This window comes from Streptomyces sp. NRRL F-5122 (genome assembly GCF_001507435.1).
In the GTDB taxonomy this organism is placed as follows: domain Bacteria; phylum Actinomycetota; class Actinomycetes; order Streptomycetales; family Streptomycetaceae; genus Streptomyces; species Streptomyces lannensis.
Window position 1 is genome coordinate 289,233 of the sequence record NZ_LMWH01000254.1, and the last position, 15,647, is coordinate 304,879.

Here is a 15,647-nt window from a genome sequence, read left to right on the forward strand (position 1 = left end):
TCTCTGCCCACGCCGCCGACCGGACGATCCCAGCGCGAGTACAACCAATGACACGCCCTGGCGGTCTTCTGGGTGTTCGGCACCGGCGGCCCCGCTCGCCGAACGTCGTCATTCCGCCCAGCCACCACAAAGAAGAGTGTCCCTTTTGAAGGTCATCAGCATCGTCGGCGCCCGCCCGCAACTGGTCAAACTCGCACCGATCGCTGCCGCGTTCGCACGGACCGAGCACCAGCACGTCATCGTCCACACCGGCCAGCACTACGACGCCGACCTCTCGGACGTCTTCTTCTCGGGCCTGGGCATCCCCGATCCGGACGTGCACCTCGGCGTCGGCTCCGGCAGCCACGGCGTCCAGACCGGCGCCGTGCTCTCCGCCCTCGACCCGGTCTTCGGGCGCGAGAAGCCGGACTGGGTGCTCGTGTACGGGGACACCAACTCCACGATCGCCGGCGCGCTGTCGGCCGTGAAGATGCATCTGCCAGTGGCGCACCTCGAGGCGGGCCTGCGCTCCTTCAACCGGCGGATGCCGGAGGAGCACAACCGTGTTCTTACCGATCACTGCGCCGACCTGCTTCTGGCCCCCACCGAAGAAGCCATGCGCCACCTCGCCAACGAGGGTCTCGCCGACCGTGCCCGGCTCGCCGGTGACGTCATGGTCGACATCTGCCTGCGCATCAGGGACGCCGTGCTCGCCGGGGAACATCCCGCGCCGGTGCTGCCCGACGGCATCGACCCCACGCAGCCGTTCCTGCTGGCAACCCTGCACCGTCCGGACAACACGGACGACCCCGAACGGCTCGCCGCCCTCGTCGAGTCGCTGGCCGGGCTGCCGCTGCCTGTGGCGCTGGCCGCCCACCCGCGCCTCGTGGCACGGGCCGAGGAGCACGGCATCAAGCTGGCACAGGGCAGTGTGCACGTCGGCCGCCCGTTGCCGTACGCGGGTCTGATCGCCGCCGTACTGGCCTCCGCCGGCGTGGTCACGGACTCGGGCGGGCTACAGAAGGAGGCGTTCCTGCTGGAGCGTATCTGCACCACGATCCGCCCCGAGACGGAATGGGTCGAGACCGTCGACACCGGATGGAACGTCCTCGTCCCCGACCCGCAGACGCTCGCCCCCGAGGCCTGGGCCGCCATGGTCACCCGTGCCGTGCCGACCCACGACCCCGGCACCCCCTACGGCGACGGCCGTGCCGCGGACAACGTCGTGCGTCTCATGGAGGAATGGAGAGGAGGCAGCCGGCACGTGTGACGCGGCACTCCGGACCGTGCCGTTCCGTCCTCGACGGCCGTTCACGGTCCGTTTTCCCGCAATACACCGTGCTAGCGTCAACCGCTATGTCAGCGTCTCCCCCGTCCGGACCGTCTGCGGAAGGCAGCCGGCCCCACGTCATCTATCTCGCCATCGGGTTCCCACCGGCCGCCAAGAGCTCGGCGTACCGAATGCGCGAGACCGCGAACCAGTTCGTCAAGGCAGGTTGGGACGTCACCGTCGTCACGATCGCCCCGGAATCCTGGGAGCGGGACTCCGGCGTCGACCCCTCCCTGCTGAAGCAGGTCGATCCCCGAGTCGAGGTCGTCGAACTGCCCTTGGCACGTGAGGATCTGGAGACGGACATCCGCCTCTACGACGAGTCGCGTGCCCTGGACCCCAACGGCTGGGTCGCCGAGCTCCGCATCCGGCAGCAACAGACCTTCCCGGAACCCAACTTCGGAGAGTGGCGGGGCGCTCTGGAGCAGGCCGTGCTGCGCATCCACCAGGAGCATCCGGCGGACCTGCTGCTGGCCACCTGCGTCCCGTACGTGAACCTGGCCGCGGCCTGGAAGCTGTGGGAAGAGGCGCGGGTGCCGTACGCCGTGGACTTCCGCGACGGCTGGTCCATCGACGTCGTCGAGGGTGTCGAGGCGTTCTCCCGGGACTCCGAGGAAGGCCGCTGGGAGCTGAAGGTGCTCGAGCACGCGGTGTCCCTCTGGGTGGTCAACGATCCGATCGCCGACCACTACCGCGCGCGCTACCCGGACTTCGCGGCTCGCGTGCACGTCGTGCGCAACGGCTACGACGCGGACAGTTCGCCGGGGCGTGTCCACAGCCCGGACCTCGAGTCGGGGCTGGTCTTCGGCTATCTCGGTACGGTGAACTTCACCACCCGCCACCTGGAGACGGTGCTGAACGCCTGGCGTGCGGCGCGCCAGAAGGAGCCCCTGCTGGCCAACGCGCGCTTCGAACTGCGCGGTCACATAGGCGCCGGAGCGGGTCGCGAGGCGAATCGCCACACCGAGATCCTCAAGCAGGCCGAGGCCGACGGGGTCTTCTTCGGCGGGCCCGCCGCAAAGGCCGAGGTCGCCTCCATCTACGCCGGGTGGGACGCCATGGTGCTGATCCTGATCGGCGGCCGGTACGTCACCTCCGGCAAGGTCTACGAATACATGGCGACCGGTCTGCCGATCGTCTCGGCCCACGCCGTCGAGCACGACGCGTCGAACGTGCTGAGGGGCCACCCGCTGTGGACCGGTGCCGTCGGCATCGACGAGGGGGGTCTGACCGAGTCGTTCGTCGAGGCCGCCCACATGGCGATGGAGACGACCGACGACATGCACGCCGAAGCCATGGCCCACGCAGACCAGTTCACGCGTGAGGCTCTGATGTCCGTCGCCGTGAAGAACCTCGTCGAGGAGTTCGCTGCCGAGCGCGCCGGGACGTCGATAGCCGCCGGAGGATCCACCTCGTGACCGAAGTCCTGCTCGTCGCCTCTTCCAGGCCGCAGTTCGGCGTACTCGCCGACTCCGTGCGCAAGTTCAACGCCCAGGGCGCGCACGTGTACCTCGGGGCCACGTTCCACCTGGACGCCGAGGCCATCACCGAGGATGTCGCCGCCCTGGAGCTGGCCGGACGGCACCAACTGCCCCGCAACCTGAACCACCGCAGCCAGGCGCTGCGCCGCCGCGCGCAGGCGTCCCCGCGGAGCGTGCGCGTGTGGATGCAGGCGCAGCGCGACTCATGGCTGCGCGACCGGGCCCGCAGGGCCGACGTGCTCGTCGCTCTCGACGCGAACGCCGTGTACACGGTGTGGCGGCTGAGCGAGTACAACCGTGACGCCGCCGCCAGGTTCGGGCTCGCGCCCGCGCTGAAGGCGGTGGAGACCTTGCGGGCTCAGGAGAACCGCCCGGCACGCCGTGCGTCCGTCCTTCCGCCGCTGAACGTGGTCGCCCGTGATGTACGCCGTAGCGTCGACGGCCTGCCGACCGCACTCGTGCGCACCGCGACCGCCCGGCCCGTGATGCGCTCCGGCATCGGTGCCCGGCTGTGGCGTACCGCCATCACCGCGCCCGGCATGCCGGTCAAGGTGCGCGCCGCGACATCCCGCTATGTCGCCGAAGGCATGCAATGGGCGGGACGCACGAGTGGAGCCGCCCTGGCCCTCACGGAGGCCGCGTCCAAGATCTCGGACCTCGCGCTCAAGGCGGAGCTGCTCGACGAGGCCGTGATGCAGGAGATCAAGAAGGGCAGCAGCCCCCGTGACCCCGGCAAGGCCGTGGCGGCTCAGCTGTCGTACGCGGATGCCGAGTTCGCCGGCGGTCGGCTCGAGACAGCGGCAGAGGCACTGAACCGCGCGCTGTTCCTGGGCTTCCACCGGGTGCTGCACATCGACCAGTTGTCGTCACCGCTGGCGAAGGACGCGGCAGGCTATGTGGCACCGCTGTACCGCTCGAAAGCGATGCAGGCCGTCAGCCGCCCCCGCAGCCGCCGCGTATCCGCCTCCCCGGCCCCTGTGGACCGCCCGCTGCGACTGCTGGTGACCACCAGCGCCAACGACAACTTCCTGCACCTCATCAGGGAGCACCTCGGCAACCATCCGGGCGTCGAGCTCCGCTATCTCGATCTGGCCGAGTCGAAGCATCTGAAGCGGATCTCGTGGGCCGCGAAGCGGATGCTCGTGGACCGGCTGTCGGACGGCACCAGCGACTATCAGGAAGAGGTCGAGCGGCTGATGCGCCCTCACCTCGACTGGGCCGACACGGTCTTCCTCGAGTGGGCGGCAGGTCCCGCCGGCATGCTCACCACCATCGATCCGGGCGATACCCGGGTGATCGTACGGCTGCACAGCTATGAGGCATTCACACGCTGGCCGCACCTGACGGACTTCTCGCGCGTCGACGACCTCGTCTTCGTCGCACCGCACGTACGCGACCTCACCACCTCACTCGTCCCCATGCTGCGCGGCGAGCAGGCCCCGCGCTTCCACGTGCTCGACAACGCCATGGACCTGTCGGGCTTCAACCGGCCCAAGCCGGCCGAGGCCCGCTTCAATCTCGGCCTGATCGGCATCAGCCAGGTCGCCAAGGACCCCAAGTGGGCCGTCGACGTCCTGGAGCGGGTGCGCAAGCACGACGAGCGCTACCGGCTGATCCTGGTCGGCGGCGACATGGACCCGAAGACCAGCCGGGCCACGCGCGAATACCTGCGCGAGTTCGAGAAGGAGCTCGCGCCGCTCGAGGAGTCAGGAGGGGTCGTCCGCCTCGGCCCGACGGACGACGTCCCCTCCAAGCTCGTCGACATCGGCACGATCCTCAGTTCCTCGGTGCGCGAGGGCTGTCACGTCGGTGTGATGGAGGGCGCGGCCAGCGGTGCCGTCCCGGTCGTCCGCGACTGGCCGTTCTACGCGGGCAAGCCCAACAGCGCCCGCACCCTGTACCCGGAAGGCTGGGTCGTGGGCTCCCCCGAGGAGGCGGCCGAGCGGATCCTGAAGACGACGGCCACCGAGGAGGCCTGGCGCAGCGCGGGCGAGAGCGCGACCGAGCACGCGCTGACCGTCTGGGACTGGCCCGTGGTGCGGAAGCACTTCGAGGAACTGTTCCTCGGCGACAGCTGAGACGCCTACGACAAGGAAAGGCCCCGGGACACTCCCGGGGCCTTTCCTTGTACGGCTTCTCCGCAGGTGGGGCCTACGGGTGACGCAGCTGCCAGCCCGCCCAGGCCGACTGCACCATCTCCCGGACCCCGTGCCGTGCGCTCCAACCGAGCTCGTCACGGACGAGGTCGGCGGAGGCGACGACCCGGGCCGGATCCCCGGCGCGGCGCTCGCAGACCCGTGGCTCCGTATCGGCGCGGCCGGTGACGTCCTGGATGATGTCTACCATCTCCGCCACGGAAACCCCCTCGCCGCGGCCGACGTTGAGGATCAACCGGGCGTCCGGGTCGTCGACGAGCCTGCGGGCGGCAGCGAGATGCGCCGATGCGATGTCCTCGACGTGGATGTAGTCGCGAATGCAGGTGCCGTCGGGCGTCGGGTAGTCGTCGCCGAAGATACGCGGCTGCTCACCGGCGGTGAGGCGTTCGAAGACCATCGGGACGAGGTTGAAGACGCCGTCGTCACCCAGGCCGGGCGTGGCCGCGCCCGCCACGTTGAAATAGCGCAGCGAGGCCGTCGCCATCCCGTGCCGACCGCCCACCGCGGTCACCAGCCACTCGCCGACGAGCTTGGTCTCGCCGTACGGGTTGATCGGCGCGCACGGCGTCTTCTCGGTGACGAGGTCGACGTCGGGCATGCCGTACACGGCGGCGGAGGAGGAGAAGAGGAAGCGGCCGACGCCCGCGGCAACGGCCGAGTCGAGAAGGACCCGCAGGCCCTCCACGTTCTCGCGGTAGTAGTACAGCGGCCGTTCCACGGACTCGGCCACCTGCTTCTTGCCCGCGATGTGCACGATGCCGGTGACGGCGTGCTCACGCAGCACCCGGTCCACGACGGAACGGTCGAGCACCGTGCCGACCTCAAGCGGAACGCCGTCCGGCAGCCGCTCGGCCCGGCCCGTGCTCAGGTCGTCGAGGACGACGACGCGCTCGCCGCCGTCCGTCATCGACCTCACGACATGCGAGCCGATGAAGCCGGCACCACCCGTGATCAGCCAGGTCATGGGAAACCCTTCTACACATGGGCCCCGCCCCGGTGTGCGCGGGGCGGGGCCACAAGATCGTTGCGTACGCGTGTCCTCAGCCGCCGATGACGACCCTGCGCACGCCCTTCCATGCCTCCGGGTCCGTCGTACGGCGCCCGTCGACCAGGACCGTGACGTCCGGGAGGTCGGCCGGGGTCAGCTCGCGGTACTCGGCGTGGTCGGCCTGGAGGATCGCCGCGGTGACCGTCTCACCGGCGTGCGGGGTGAGACCGAGCGCACTCAGCTCCTCGGCCGTGTACATCGGGTCCGAGACGAAGGGGACGGCACCGCGCGCCTTGAGCGCCTCGACCGTCGGGAAGACACCCGAGAACGCCGTCTCCTTCACGCCGCCGCGGTAGGCCGCGCCCAGCACGAGGACGTTCACACCGGTCAGTTCGCCGTACGCGGCCGCCAGCAGGTCCACCGCGTACTGCGGCATCGCGGCGTTCGCCTCGCGGGCGGAGCGCACGACGGTGGCGGCCGGGTCGTTCCACAGGTACATCCGCGGGTAGATCGGGATGCAGTGGCCGCCGACGGCGATGCCCGGCTGGTGGATGTGGCTGTAGGGCTGCGAGTTGCAGGCCTCGATGACCTTCTTGACGTCGATGCCGTTGCTGTCGGCGAAGCGCGCGAACTGGTTGGCCAGGCCGATGTTGACGTCCCGATAGGTGGTCTCGGCGAGCTTGGCGAGCTCCGAGGCCTCGGCGGTGCCCAGGTCCCAGACGCCGTTCGCCTGCGGCAGCTCCGCGCGCTCGTCGAAGTCGAGGACCTGCTCGTAGAACTCCACACCGCGGGCCGTCGACGCCTCGTCGATGCCGCCGACCAGCTTCGGGTAGCGGCGCAGGTCGGCGAAGACACGGCCCGTGAGGACCCGCTCCGGTGAGAAGACCACGTGGAGGTCCTCACCCGGGGTCAGGCCCGAGCCCTCGGCCAGCATCGGCGCCCAGCGGGTACGCGTGGTGCCGACCGGCAGCGTGGTCTCGTAGGAGACGAGCGTGCCGGGCTTGAGGCCCTGGGCGATCGCCTTCGTGGCCGCGTCCATCCAGCCGAAGTCCGGCACACCTTCGGCGTCGACGAACAGCGGCACGACCACGACGACGGCCTCGGACTCGGCGACCGCGGACGCGGTGTCCGTGGTCGCGCTCAGCAGCCCGGCGTCGACCGCCTGCTTGAGCTTGACGTCCAGGTCGTGCTCACCGGGGAACGGCTCGGTGCCGGCGTTGACCAGCTCGACGACCTTCTCGTTGACGTCCGCGCCGATGACCCGGTGACCCTTGGAGGCGAACTGCACCGCCAGCGGGAGCCCGATCTTGCCGAGCGCTACTACACAGATGTTCATGGACGGTGGCTACTTCCTTTTGGAACCGTTCGGCTGCTTGGCACCATTCGGCTTCGAGCCGACGGAGCGGGACTTCAGGCGACGGGCGAGGGCCGCCTTCGCCCGGGAGGCCAATGACTGCTTCGGCGGGAACATCCGAGCCGTGGAGATCACCACGCGTCCCTTGTCGTTCACCAGGGCCGCCGCCCGGTAGGGGTCCTCCGCGCGGCCCCACCGGCGGGACAGCGGCATGGGCTTGTCCTTGCCGCGCACGGGGATCTCGTATGTCGAACCGGCGACGTCCAGATACACGCGGACGCCCAGTTTTCCGGTGCGTCTCTCCAGCGGGAGCCGGGCGTGCAGCACGGTGGCGCCACCGTCCTCGGCCGGTTCGGTCGTGCACCGGCCCGTGGGCTCCGGCAGGCTGTGGTCGGCCGGCAGCTTCCTGGCCCCGGGCTTGTCCGCCGACTTGGGCATGGCGCCCTGGGCGAGCCGCAGAGAGGCGCCGTCGACGTCACCGAGGACGGGCACCCTGACGGAGGCCGTGTAGGTCAGCCCTTCGCCCTGCTGCTCCCATACCGAGGCGAGCAGTTCCGTGCCCTTGGCGAGCCGTCCCGGAACCGCCTCGCCCACGAGTTCGTAGACCCGGTCGGGCACGCCGATCAGCGGGCTGCGGAACCCGGGGTAGCGGGCGTATGCGCGGTCGCCCTCGACGACGAACGGAGGTGCGCCGTCCTCCTTCTCGGAGGTGATCGCCTCGCACAGCTCGTCCACCGCCCCGGCCCGGGCCAGCGCGATGCGCACTCGGCGCTTGACGTCCATGGCGTCGCGGATCCCGGCGGTGAAGTAGGTGTCGGCGAGCTTCCCGATGCCCGCGCAGATGTCCTTCTGCAGGGCGCGGTCCAGCGCCGGGAAGTCGTCCTGGACGAGCTTGGCCAGCTCCCAGGTGAAGTGCCGGCGCAGGACGGCGTCCCGTTGCGGGCCTTCCTCGATCAGCCCGGCCGTGAAGTCCATGATCTCGGCGGTGCAGCGCAGCCGGGCCATGTGGTCCGCCCGGTAGGTGATGTTGCTGGCGTCGCCCCGCTTGACCGCGTAGTAGCAGGTGTAGTCGGCCACCACCGAGATCTTCCGGGCGCGCACGCACGCCTCGATGGTGAACGGCTGGTCGCTGCCCACGGGCAGGTTCTCGGGGAAGCGCAGCTTGTGCGCCTCGACCAGCTCCCGCCGGAACAGTTTGGTGTTGGCGAGGGTCCAGGGCAGCGCGGAGTCGGTGAGCCCGATGTCCGGGTTGTTCTCCTTGTAGAGCGCCTGGTGGACGTAACGCCCGTTGGTGCCCACCATCTTGCCGACGACCACGTCCGAGTCGTGCTCGTCGGCGCAGGCCACCATGCGCTCCAGCGCCTCTTCGCCGAGGTGGTCGTCGGAGCCGATGAAATAGACGTAGCGGCCCGTGGCGATGTCCAGCGCCCGGTTGCTAGGGGCAGCGGGGCCACCGGAGTTGGCCTGGTGGAGCACCTTCACGGTGTCCGGGTACTCGGCCGCGAAGCGATCGAGTTCGGCGCCGCTGTCGTCCGTGGAGCCGTCGTCGACGGCGACGATCTCCAGCCGGTCCCGGCCGATGCTCTGCCCGAGAAGGGAGTCCAGGCACTCCGTCAGGTAGGGCATGGTGTTGTAGACAGCGACGATCACGCTGACATCAGGTGCGGTGCTCATTTTCCGGCTCCTGGTCTCCCGCGGCCGTGGACCGCCGGGCGCTGAGGGGAAGAACGCGCAGAATTGCGGAGCAGTCGGCCCTGTACCACCGCCGGTGCTCAACGGCCATGGAAAGCCAGGTCCTCCGACTCGAGCGAAACACTGCGGTTGTCCAACGCCGACTCCAGTACCGCCGCCGCCACTTCCACCGTCCGCGTCCCCTGCCGGAGCGTGCAGATGTCGGCGGGCCTGCCGAGTACGGCGTCGCGGAAGAGCTCGTGCTCGACGAGGAGCGGTTCGCGCTTCTGGATGGCGTAGCGGATCATGTCACCCTCGGAGACCCCGCGGAAGGCCTGGAGCGCCTCCCACTCGGTCGTCATCGCGGCGTTGGAGTGGAACGTCAGGTCCGCGGTCAGGGTGTCGGCGATGAAGCATCCGCGCTCGCCGGTGACCGAGGTGAAGCGCTCCTTGAGCGGGCTCAGCCAGTTGACCAGGTGGTTGACCATGGTGCCGTCGTCGAGACGGCCGACCGCGGAGACCATGTCCTCGTGCTCGCGACCGCTCTTGGAGACGGTGTGCGCGGCGATGGACACGTACTCGCGTCCCGTCACCCAGCCGGTGAGGTCGATGTCGTGCGTGGCGAGGTCCTTGACCACGCCGACGTCCGCTATGCGGTGCGGGAAGGGGCCCTGACGCCGGGTGACGACCTGGTAGACGTCGCCGAGTTCGCCGGCCTCCAGGCGGGCCCGCAGCGAGCGCAGCGCCGGGTTGAACCGCTCGATGTGTCCGACACCGGCCACCAGGCCGCGTGATTCGAAGGCCTCGACGAGGCGGCGCGCCCCCTCCACGGTGGCGGCGACCGGCTTCTCGATCAGCGCGCAGACACCGGCCTCCGCGAGTTGGAGGCCGACCTCCTCGTGCATGGCCGTGGGGCAGGCCACGACGGCGTAGTCGACGCCGAGGGCGATGAGTTCCTGGACGGTGTCGAGGATCGGCGCGCCCTGGGCGGCGCCGAACTTGTCGCCCATCGGATCGACGACGCCGACGAAGTCGACGCCCTCCAGGCCTGACAGGACGCGGGCGTGATGACGCCCCATGGAACCGAGGCCGACGAGTCCGGCCCGCAGGGATCTGGCGGCGGTCACAGCTCCTCCCCCAGGGTGTTCACCGCGGACACGATGCGCTCCAGGTCCTGCGCGGACAGGGCGGGGTGCACGGGCAGCGACACGACCTCGGCGGCGGCGCGCTCGGTCTCGGGCAGGTCCCAGACGCGGCCGGCCTTCTGGTCCGGCTCCCAGTACGGCTTCAGCCGGTGGATCGGGGTGGGGTAGTACACGGCGTTGCCGACGCCGGCCTCGGCGAGGCGCTGCATGGCGGCGTCGCGGTCGCCCCGCACTCGCACGGTGTACTGGTGGTAGACGTGCCGGGCGCCCTCGGCGACCCGCGGCGTGACCACGTTCGGCACGGTGATGTGCTCGCTCAGGTAGGCGGCGTTGGCGATGCGCTGCTCGGTCCAGCCCTCGAGCTTGGCGCGCTGGACCCGGCCGATCGCGGCCGAGACGTCCGTCATGCGCATGTTGGCGCCGACGATCTCGTTGGCGTAGCGCTGTTCCATGCCCTGGTTGCGCAGCAGGCGCAGGGTGCGGGCGATCTCCGCGTCGGCGGTGGTGACCATGCCGCCCTCGAGGCTGTGCATGTTCTTCGTCGGGTAGAAGCTGAACGTTCCGGCAGTGCCGAAGGCCCCGACCGGCGTTCCGTGCAGCGCGGCGGCGTGCGCCTGGCAGGCGTCCTCCACCACGGCCAGACCGTGCTGTTCGGCGATGGCCATGATCCGGTCCATCGCCGCGGGGTGGCCGTACAGATGGACCGGCATGATCGCGGCGGTGCGCGGCGTGATGGCGGCCTCGACCGCCGCCGGGTCCAGGCAGAAGCTGTCGGGCTCGATGTCGGCGAAGACCACGTCGGCGCCGACGAGCCGCACGGCGTTGGCGGATGCGGCGAACGAGAACGACGGCACGATGACCTCGTCGCCCGGCCCGAGGCCGAGGGCGAGCAGCGTCAAGTGCAGTGCCGAGGTGCCGGAGTTGACCGCGACGCAGTGCCGCATGTCCACCAGTTCCGCGAACTCCGCCTCGAAGGCGGCCACCTCGGGGCCCTGTACCACCCTGCCGCTGCGCAGGACGCGTACCGCGGCCTCGATCTCCTCGTCGCCGATCACGGGTCTGGCGGCAGGTATCGGCTCATGAATGTCGGACACGACATCCCCCTCCTTTTCGGCGTCCTCGAGGGGCGCACCACGTTGCGCATGCGTCGGGGAGGGACGGCGTTTGTGCGCGCGTGTCCGCATCCCTGACAGTTCGCCCGTGTCTGGTGACGGCGAACGGATTTCGCGGAGGGCCTCCCCCCAAAGAAGGCCCGTGCGAGACGACAGCCGGTGTGCCGGGCAACAAGGAGCGTGCGGGCACGTCGGCTGTGGCCCGGCGTGCACATCGTCAACGCAAGGTGACGCCAAGGCCGAAGTCACATTACCAGCAAAGGAACAGAATTTTTCTCCAGGGTTACAGGAGAGATACCTCGGTTCGACTCGCCTTCGGCGCGACCGGTTCGCAAAGTGATCACCTTGTATGAAAAGCCAGAGCGCGGCCGCACACAAAAGAAGCGCGGAACACCGGCAATTCACCGGTGTTCCGCGCTTCTTCGCTCGCGGCGCCCCCAGGACGGGGGCCGGGTCAGTCCTCCGTGGTGGCCGAGACCGCCGGCTGCGCCTGCTGCTCGGCCGCCGCCGCCTTCTTCGCCGCCGCCTTCTTGGCCGTCGTCTTCTTCGCGGCGGTCTTCTTGGCTGCGGTCTTCTTGGCCGTCGCCTTCTTGGTGGCGGCCTTCTTCGCCGTGGCCTTCTTCGCCGTGGTACGCGCCGCCTTCTTGACCGGCGCCGACACCTCGGCCTCGGCCGGGGCCTCGGTCTCACCGGCCGCCTCGGCCGCCTGGACGACCACAACGGCCGTCTCCTCGGACGAGGTGGGCGCGGTGGACTTGCGCACGGCACGGCGGCGCGGGCGGGCCGGAGCGGCGCTCTCGGAGGTCGCCTCGGCCGGCTCCGCCGCCTGCTCAACGGCGGGTTCGGCCGGCGTCTCGGCCTGCGGCTCGGTCTCGGCGACCGTCACCACGCTCTCCGCGGGCGAACCGGCGGGTGCCGACACCTTGCGGGTCGCACGACGGCGCGCACGGCCCTTGGGCGCGGCCTCCTCCTCGGCCGGCGCGGAGGGCGCCTCGACGACCGGGTCCTCGACCGCCGCGGGCTCCGCCTCGGCCTCGACCCGTGCCTTCGGCGCACGCTCGTCCGTACGGGACTTCGGTGCACGCTCCTCGGTGCGGGGGGCACCCGCGGGAGCCGACGCACGACGGGTCGCACGGCGCCGCGTACGACCGCGGGAGGCGGCCGCCTCGGCCTCGGCGACGCTGCTGTACAGCTCCTCGTCCGGGGCGAACTCGGGCTCGGGCATCGCGACCGGTGCCGCCGCCTCGGCGGCCACCTCGGCCTCGGTCTCCTCGGCCTCCGCGATCTCCTCGGTCGTGACCGCCGCCTCGTGCGTCTCGGCCTCGGCGCCGCCCCGGCCCCGCTTGCGGCGCTTGCCGGTGCCGGGCGCGGCGGGCGCGTGGTCCATGTGCACGATCACGCCACGGCCGTTGCAGTGCACGCAGGTCTCGGAGAACGACTCCAGCAGCCCCTGTCCGACGCGCTTGCGCGTCATCTGGACGAGGCCCAGCGAGGTCACCTCGGCGACCTGGTGCTTGGTGCGGTCCCGGCCCAGGCACTCCAGCAGGCGCCGCAGCACCAGGTCCCGGTTGGACTCGAGCACCATGTCGATGAAGTCGATGACGATGATGCCGCCGAGGTCGCGCAACCGCAGCTGACGGACGATCTCCTCGGCCGCCTCCAGGTTGTTCCTGGTGACGGTCTCCTCGAGGTTGCCGCCCTGACCGGTGAACTTCCCGGTGTTGACGTCGATGACGACCATCGCCTCGGTCCGGTCGATCACCAGCGAACCGCCGCTGGGCAGCCAGACCTTGCGGTCCAGCGCCTTGGCGAGCTGCTCGTCGATCCGGTAGGTGGCGAAGACGTCGACCTCGGAGGTCCACCTCTGCAGGCGCTCGGCCAGGTCGGGGGCGACGTGCGAGACGTATCCGTGGATGGTCTCCCAGCCCTCGTCACCGCTGACGATGACCTTCGAGAAGTCCTCGTTGAAGATGTCGCGCACGACGCGGACGGTCATGTCCGGCTCGCCGTACAGCAGCGTCGGGGCGTTGCCGCCGTTCTTCGACTTCTTCTGGATCTCCTCCCACTGCGCCTGCAGCCGCTCGACGTCCCGGCGCAGCTCCTCCTCGCTCGCGCCCTCGGCGGCGGTGCGCACGATGACGCCCGCGTCCTCGGGAACGATCTTCTTGAGGATGGTCTTCAGCCGGGCCCGCTCGGTGTCGGGCAGCTTGCGGCTGATACCGGTCATCGAGCCCTCGGGCACGTAGACCAGGTAACGGCCGGGCAGGGAGACCTGGCTGGTCAGACGGGCGCCCTTGTGGCCGATCGGGTCCTTCGTCACCTGGACGAGGACGGACTGGCCGGACTTCAGGGCGGACTCGATGCGCCGCGGGCCGTTGGCGAGGCCGAGTGCCTCGAAGTTGACCTCGCCCGCGTACAGGACGGCGTTGCGGCCCTTGCCGATGTCGATGAAGGCGGCCTCCATCGACGGCAGGACGTTCTGCACCTTGCCGAGGTACACATTGCCGACGTACGAGGTCGACTGCTCCTTGTTGACGTAGTGCTCGACGAGCACGCCGTCCTCCAGCACGCCGATCTGCGTGCGCTCGCCGCTCTGACGGACGACCATCACACGCTCGACGGCCTCGCGCCGGGCCAGGAACTCGGCCTCGGTGATGATCGGGACACGGCGGCGGCCCTGCTCACGTCCCTCGCGGCGGCGCTGCTTCTTGGCCTCGAGGCGGGTCGAGCCCTTGATGGACTGCACCTCGTCGGTGCCGTCACCGGGTCGCTCGTCCTTCTTGCGGGGCTCGCGGACCTTGACGACCGTGCGCTCCGGGTCGTCGGACGAAGGCTCGGCGTCGACACCGGAGTCACCGGCCCGCCGACGGCGCCGACGGCGGCGACGGCTGCTGGAGCTGGAGCCGCCCGAGGAATCCTCGAGGTGCTCGTCCTCCTCCGCGTCCTCGGCGTCCTCCTCGAGCTGCTCGGCGGTGTCCTCCGCGTCCTGCTCCGCCTGCTCGGAGGCGAACTCCTCGGACTCGTCGCCGTGCCCGGACTCGCCCTCGGCCGCCTCACCACGGCGCCGACGACGGCCACCGCGACGACGGCGACGACGGGAACCGGTCTCCTCGGTCTCCTCGCCCTCGGCGGACTCCTCCGGCTCCTCCTCGTCCTCCTCCACCTCGTCGGTGGTCTCGGGCGTCGCGGCCACGGGCTCCTCGTCGCCACCCCGGCGGCGACGGCGGCGCGGTGCGACGGCTTCGGTCTCGGTCTCGGCCTCGTCCTCGCCCTCCTCCAGCCCCGCGGCCTCGGCGGCAGCGGCGGCCGCGGCCCGCTCGGGGGTCTGGAACATCGGCTCGGTGAAGACCGGCGCCTGGAAGACGGCGACAGTGGGCCGCGCGGGCCGCTTCACGGCCTCCGGCTCCTCGTCGTCGGCGGACTGCGCGGGCTCGGAGAATCCGGTGGCGGCCTTGCGGGCCGCACGCCGGCGGCCGCGACGCGGGGCGGCCTCCTGGGCGGACGGTTCCGTCTCCGACGCGGCGGCCGCCTCGGTGACGGCCGGCTCGGCCTCGGCGGTCATGAGTGTCTCGGCGGCCTCGGGCGCCTCCACCGGCGCCTCGACGGCCTCAGGTGCGCCGACGAGCGCGGACACACGACGTGTGGCCCGGCGACGGGCGCGACGCGGGGCCGCCTCCTCGGCCGCGGGGGTCTCCTCTGCCGTCTCGTCGACCAGCGGCTCGGCGGCCGCCACGGACGTCCGGGTCTCGGCGGCCTCGACGGTCTCGGGCGACCCGGCGGGCGCGGAAGCCCGGCGAGCGGCACGACGACGCGTACGAGCTGGAGCCACCTCGAGCTCAGCCTCAACGGCCTCGGCAGCCACAGGCGCCTCGACGGCACCCTCGGCACCGGCGGGCACAACCACCTCGACCGCCTCGGCGCCCGGCGGGCGCGGAAGCCCGGCGAGCGGCACGACGACGCGTACGAGCCGGAGCAGCCACCTCGGGCTCAGCGACAGCCGGCGCCTCGGCCACCACTTCGGTCTCTTCGACCTCCGGGGCCTCCACGGCCTCCGCGGTCTCCTCCGCAGGGACGGCCTGCGCCGTCACGGTCACGGTCTCGGTCTCGGCGCTTACTGCGTCGGCCGCGATCACCGGCGGTCCCGCCGGACGCGACGCGGCACGACGGCGGCGGCGCGGCGGCAGGGTGTCACTGGGCGTGTTGTTCTCGGAACCCTCGGTGGGTTCGATCGGTTCGAGCATGCGGGGGTATCTCCCGTCAGGCTCCCGGGCGCCGCACCTGGCCCGGCATGGATGCCGGTGACGTCCGCGGCTCGCGCGATGCGCGGTGCCGCCGTCCTGGGCGCGGGCGCCGCACGGGAGCTTTCTGTGTCCTGTCTCACCGGTTCCGTACGCCTTGTCGCGCACGGCCTGGCGAAAGTCTTGTGGTCGG

The 15,647-nt window shown here is 70.7% G+C and carries 8 protein-coding genes and 1 pseudogene; 3 read left to right on the forward strand and 6 right to left on the reverse strand.

Going from position 1 to position 15,647, the window contains the following annotated elements:
• The first annotated feature begins 145 nt into the window (after nt 1-145).
• The 3 genes from wecB (at nt 146) to ADL25_RS33115 (ending at nt 4,868) form a co-directional block, all read left to right on the forward strand.
• On the forward strand, nt 146-1,249 hold the full coding sequence (wecB, locus tag ADL25_RS33105; RefSeq protein WP_059131570.1) for a non-hydrolyzing UDP-N-acetylglucosamine 2-epimerase: 1,104 nt from the start codon (nt 146-148) through the stop codon (nt 1,247-1,249).
• 191 nt (nt 1,250-1,440) lie between these two features.
• The gene (locus tag ADL25_RS33110) at nt 1,441-2,727 is read left to right on the forward strand and encodes a glycosyltransferase (RefSeq protein WP_199839249.1); all 1,287 of its coding nucleotides are present in this window, start codon (nt 1,441-1,443) and stop codon (nt 2,725-2,727) included.
• Nucleotides 2,724-4,868 carry a glycosyl transferase gene (locus tag ADL25_RS33115; RefSeq protein WP_059131572.1) on the forward strand — a complete coding sequence of 715 codons (2,145 nt, stop codon included), beginning with the start codon at nt 2,724-2,726 and terminating at the stop codon, nt 4,866-4,868. Before ADL25_RS33110 ends, ADL25_RS33115 begins: the two co-directional genes overlap by 4 nt.
• Nucleotides 4,869-4,941: 73 nt before the next feature.
• Here the strand turns inward: ADL25_RS33115 and galE are convergent, their stop codons facing one another.
• From galE to ADL25_RS33145, 6 genes and pseudogenes are all read right to left on the reverse strand, one after another.
• On the reverse strand, nt 4,942-5,910 hold the full coding sequence (gene galE, locus ADL25_RS33120; protein WP_059131573.1) for a UDP-glucose 4-epimerase GalE: 969 nt from the start codon (nt 5,908-5,910) through the stop codon (nt 4,942-4,944).
• 76 nt (nt 5,911-5,986) lie between these two features.
• A complete protein-coding gene (locus tag ADL25_RS33125; protein WP_059131574.1) occupies nt 5,987-7,270 on the reverse strand; it encodes a nucleotide sugar dehydrogenase in 1,284 nt (427 codons plus the stop codon).
• A 9-nt stretch (nt 7,271-7,279) separates the two neighbouring features.
• Nucleotides 7,280-8,962, reverse strand: a complete 1,683-nt coding sequence (locus tag ADL25_RS33130) for a glycosyltransferase family 2 protein (RefSeq protein ID WP_059131575.1) — start codon at nt 8,960-8,962, stop codon at nt 7,280-7,282.
• Between the two features lie 98 nt (nt 8,963-9,060).
• Nucleotides 9,061-10,038, reverse strand: a complete 978-nt coding sequence (locus ADL25_RS33135; protein ID WP_416070629.1) for a Gfo/Idh/MocA family oxidoreductase — start codon at nt 10,036-10,038, stop codon at nt 9,061-9,063.
• A gap of 44 nt (nt 10,039-10,082) precedes the next feature.
• The gene (locus ADL25_RS33140) at nt 10,083-11,198 is read right to left on the reverse strand and encodes a DegT/DnrJ/EryC1/StrS family aminotransferase (protein WP_059131577.1); all 1,116 of its coding nucleotides are present in this window, start codon (nt 11,196-11,198) and stop codon (nt 10,083-10,085) included.
• A 472-nt stretch (nt 11,199-11,670) separates the two neighbouring features.
• Nucleotides 11,671-15,457 (reverse strand): annotated as a pseudogene (locus tag ADL25_RS33145) (Rne/Rng family ribonuclease).
• Between the last annotated feature and the right edge of the window lie 190 nt (nt 15,458-15,647).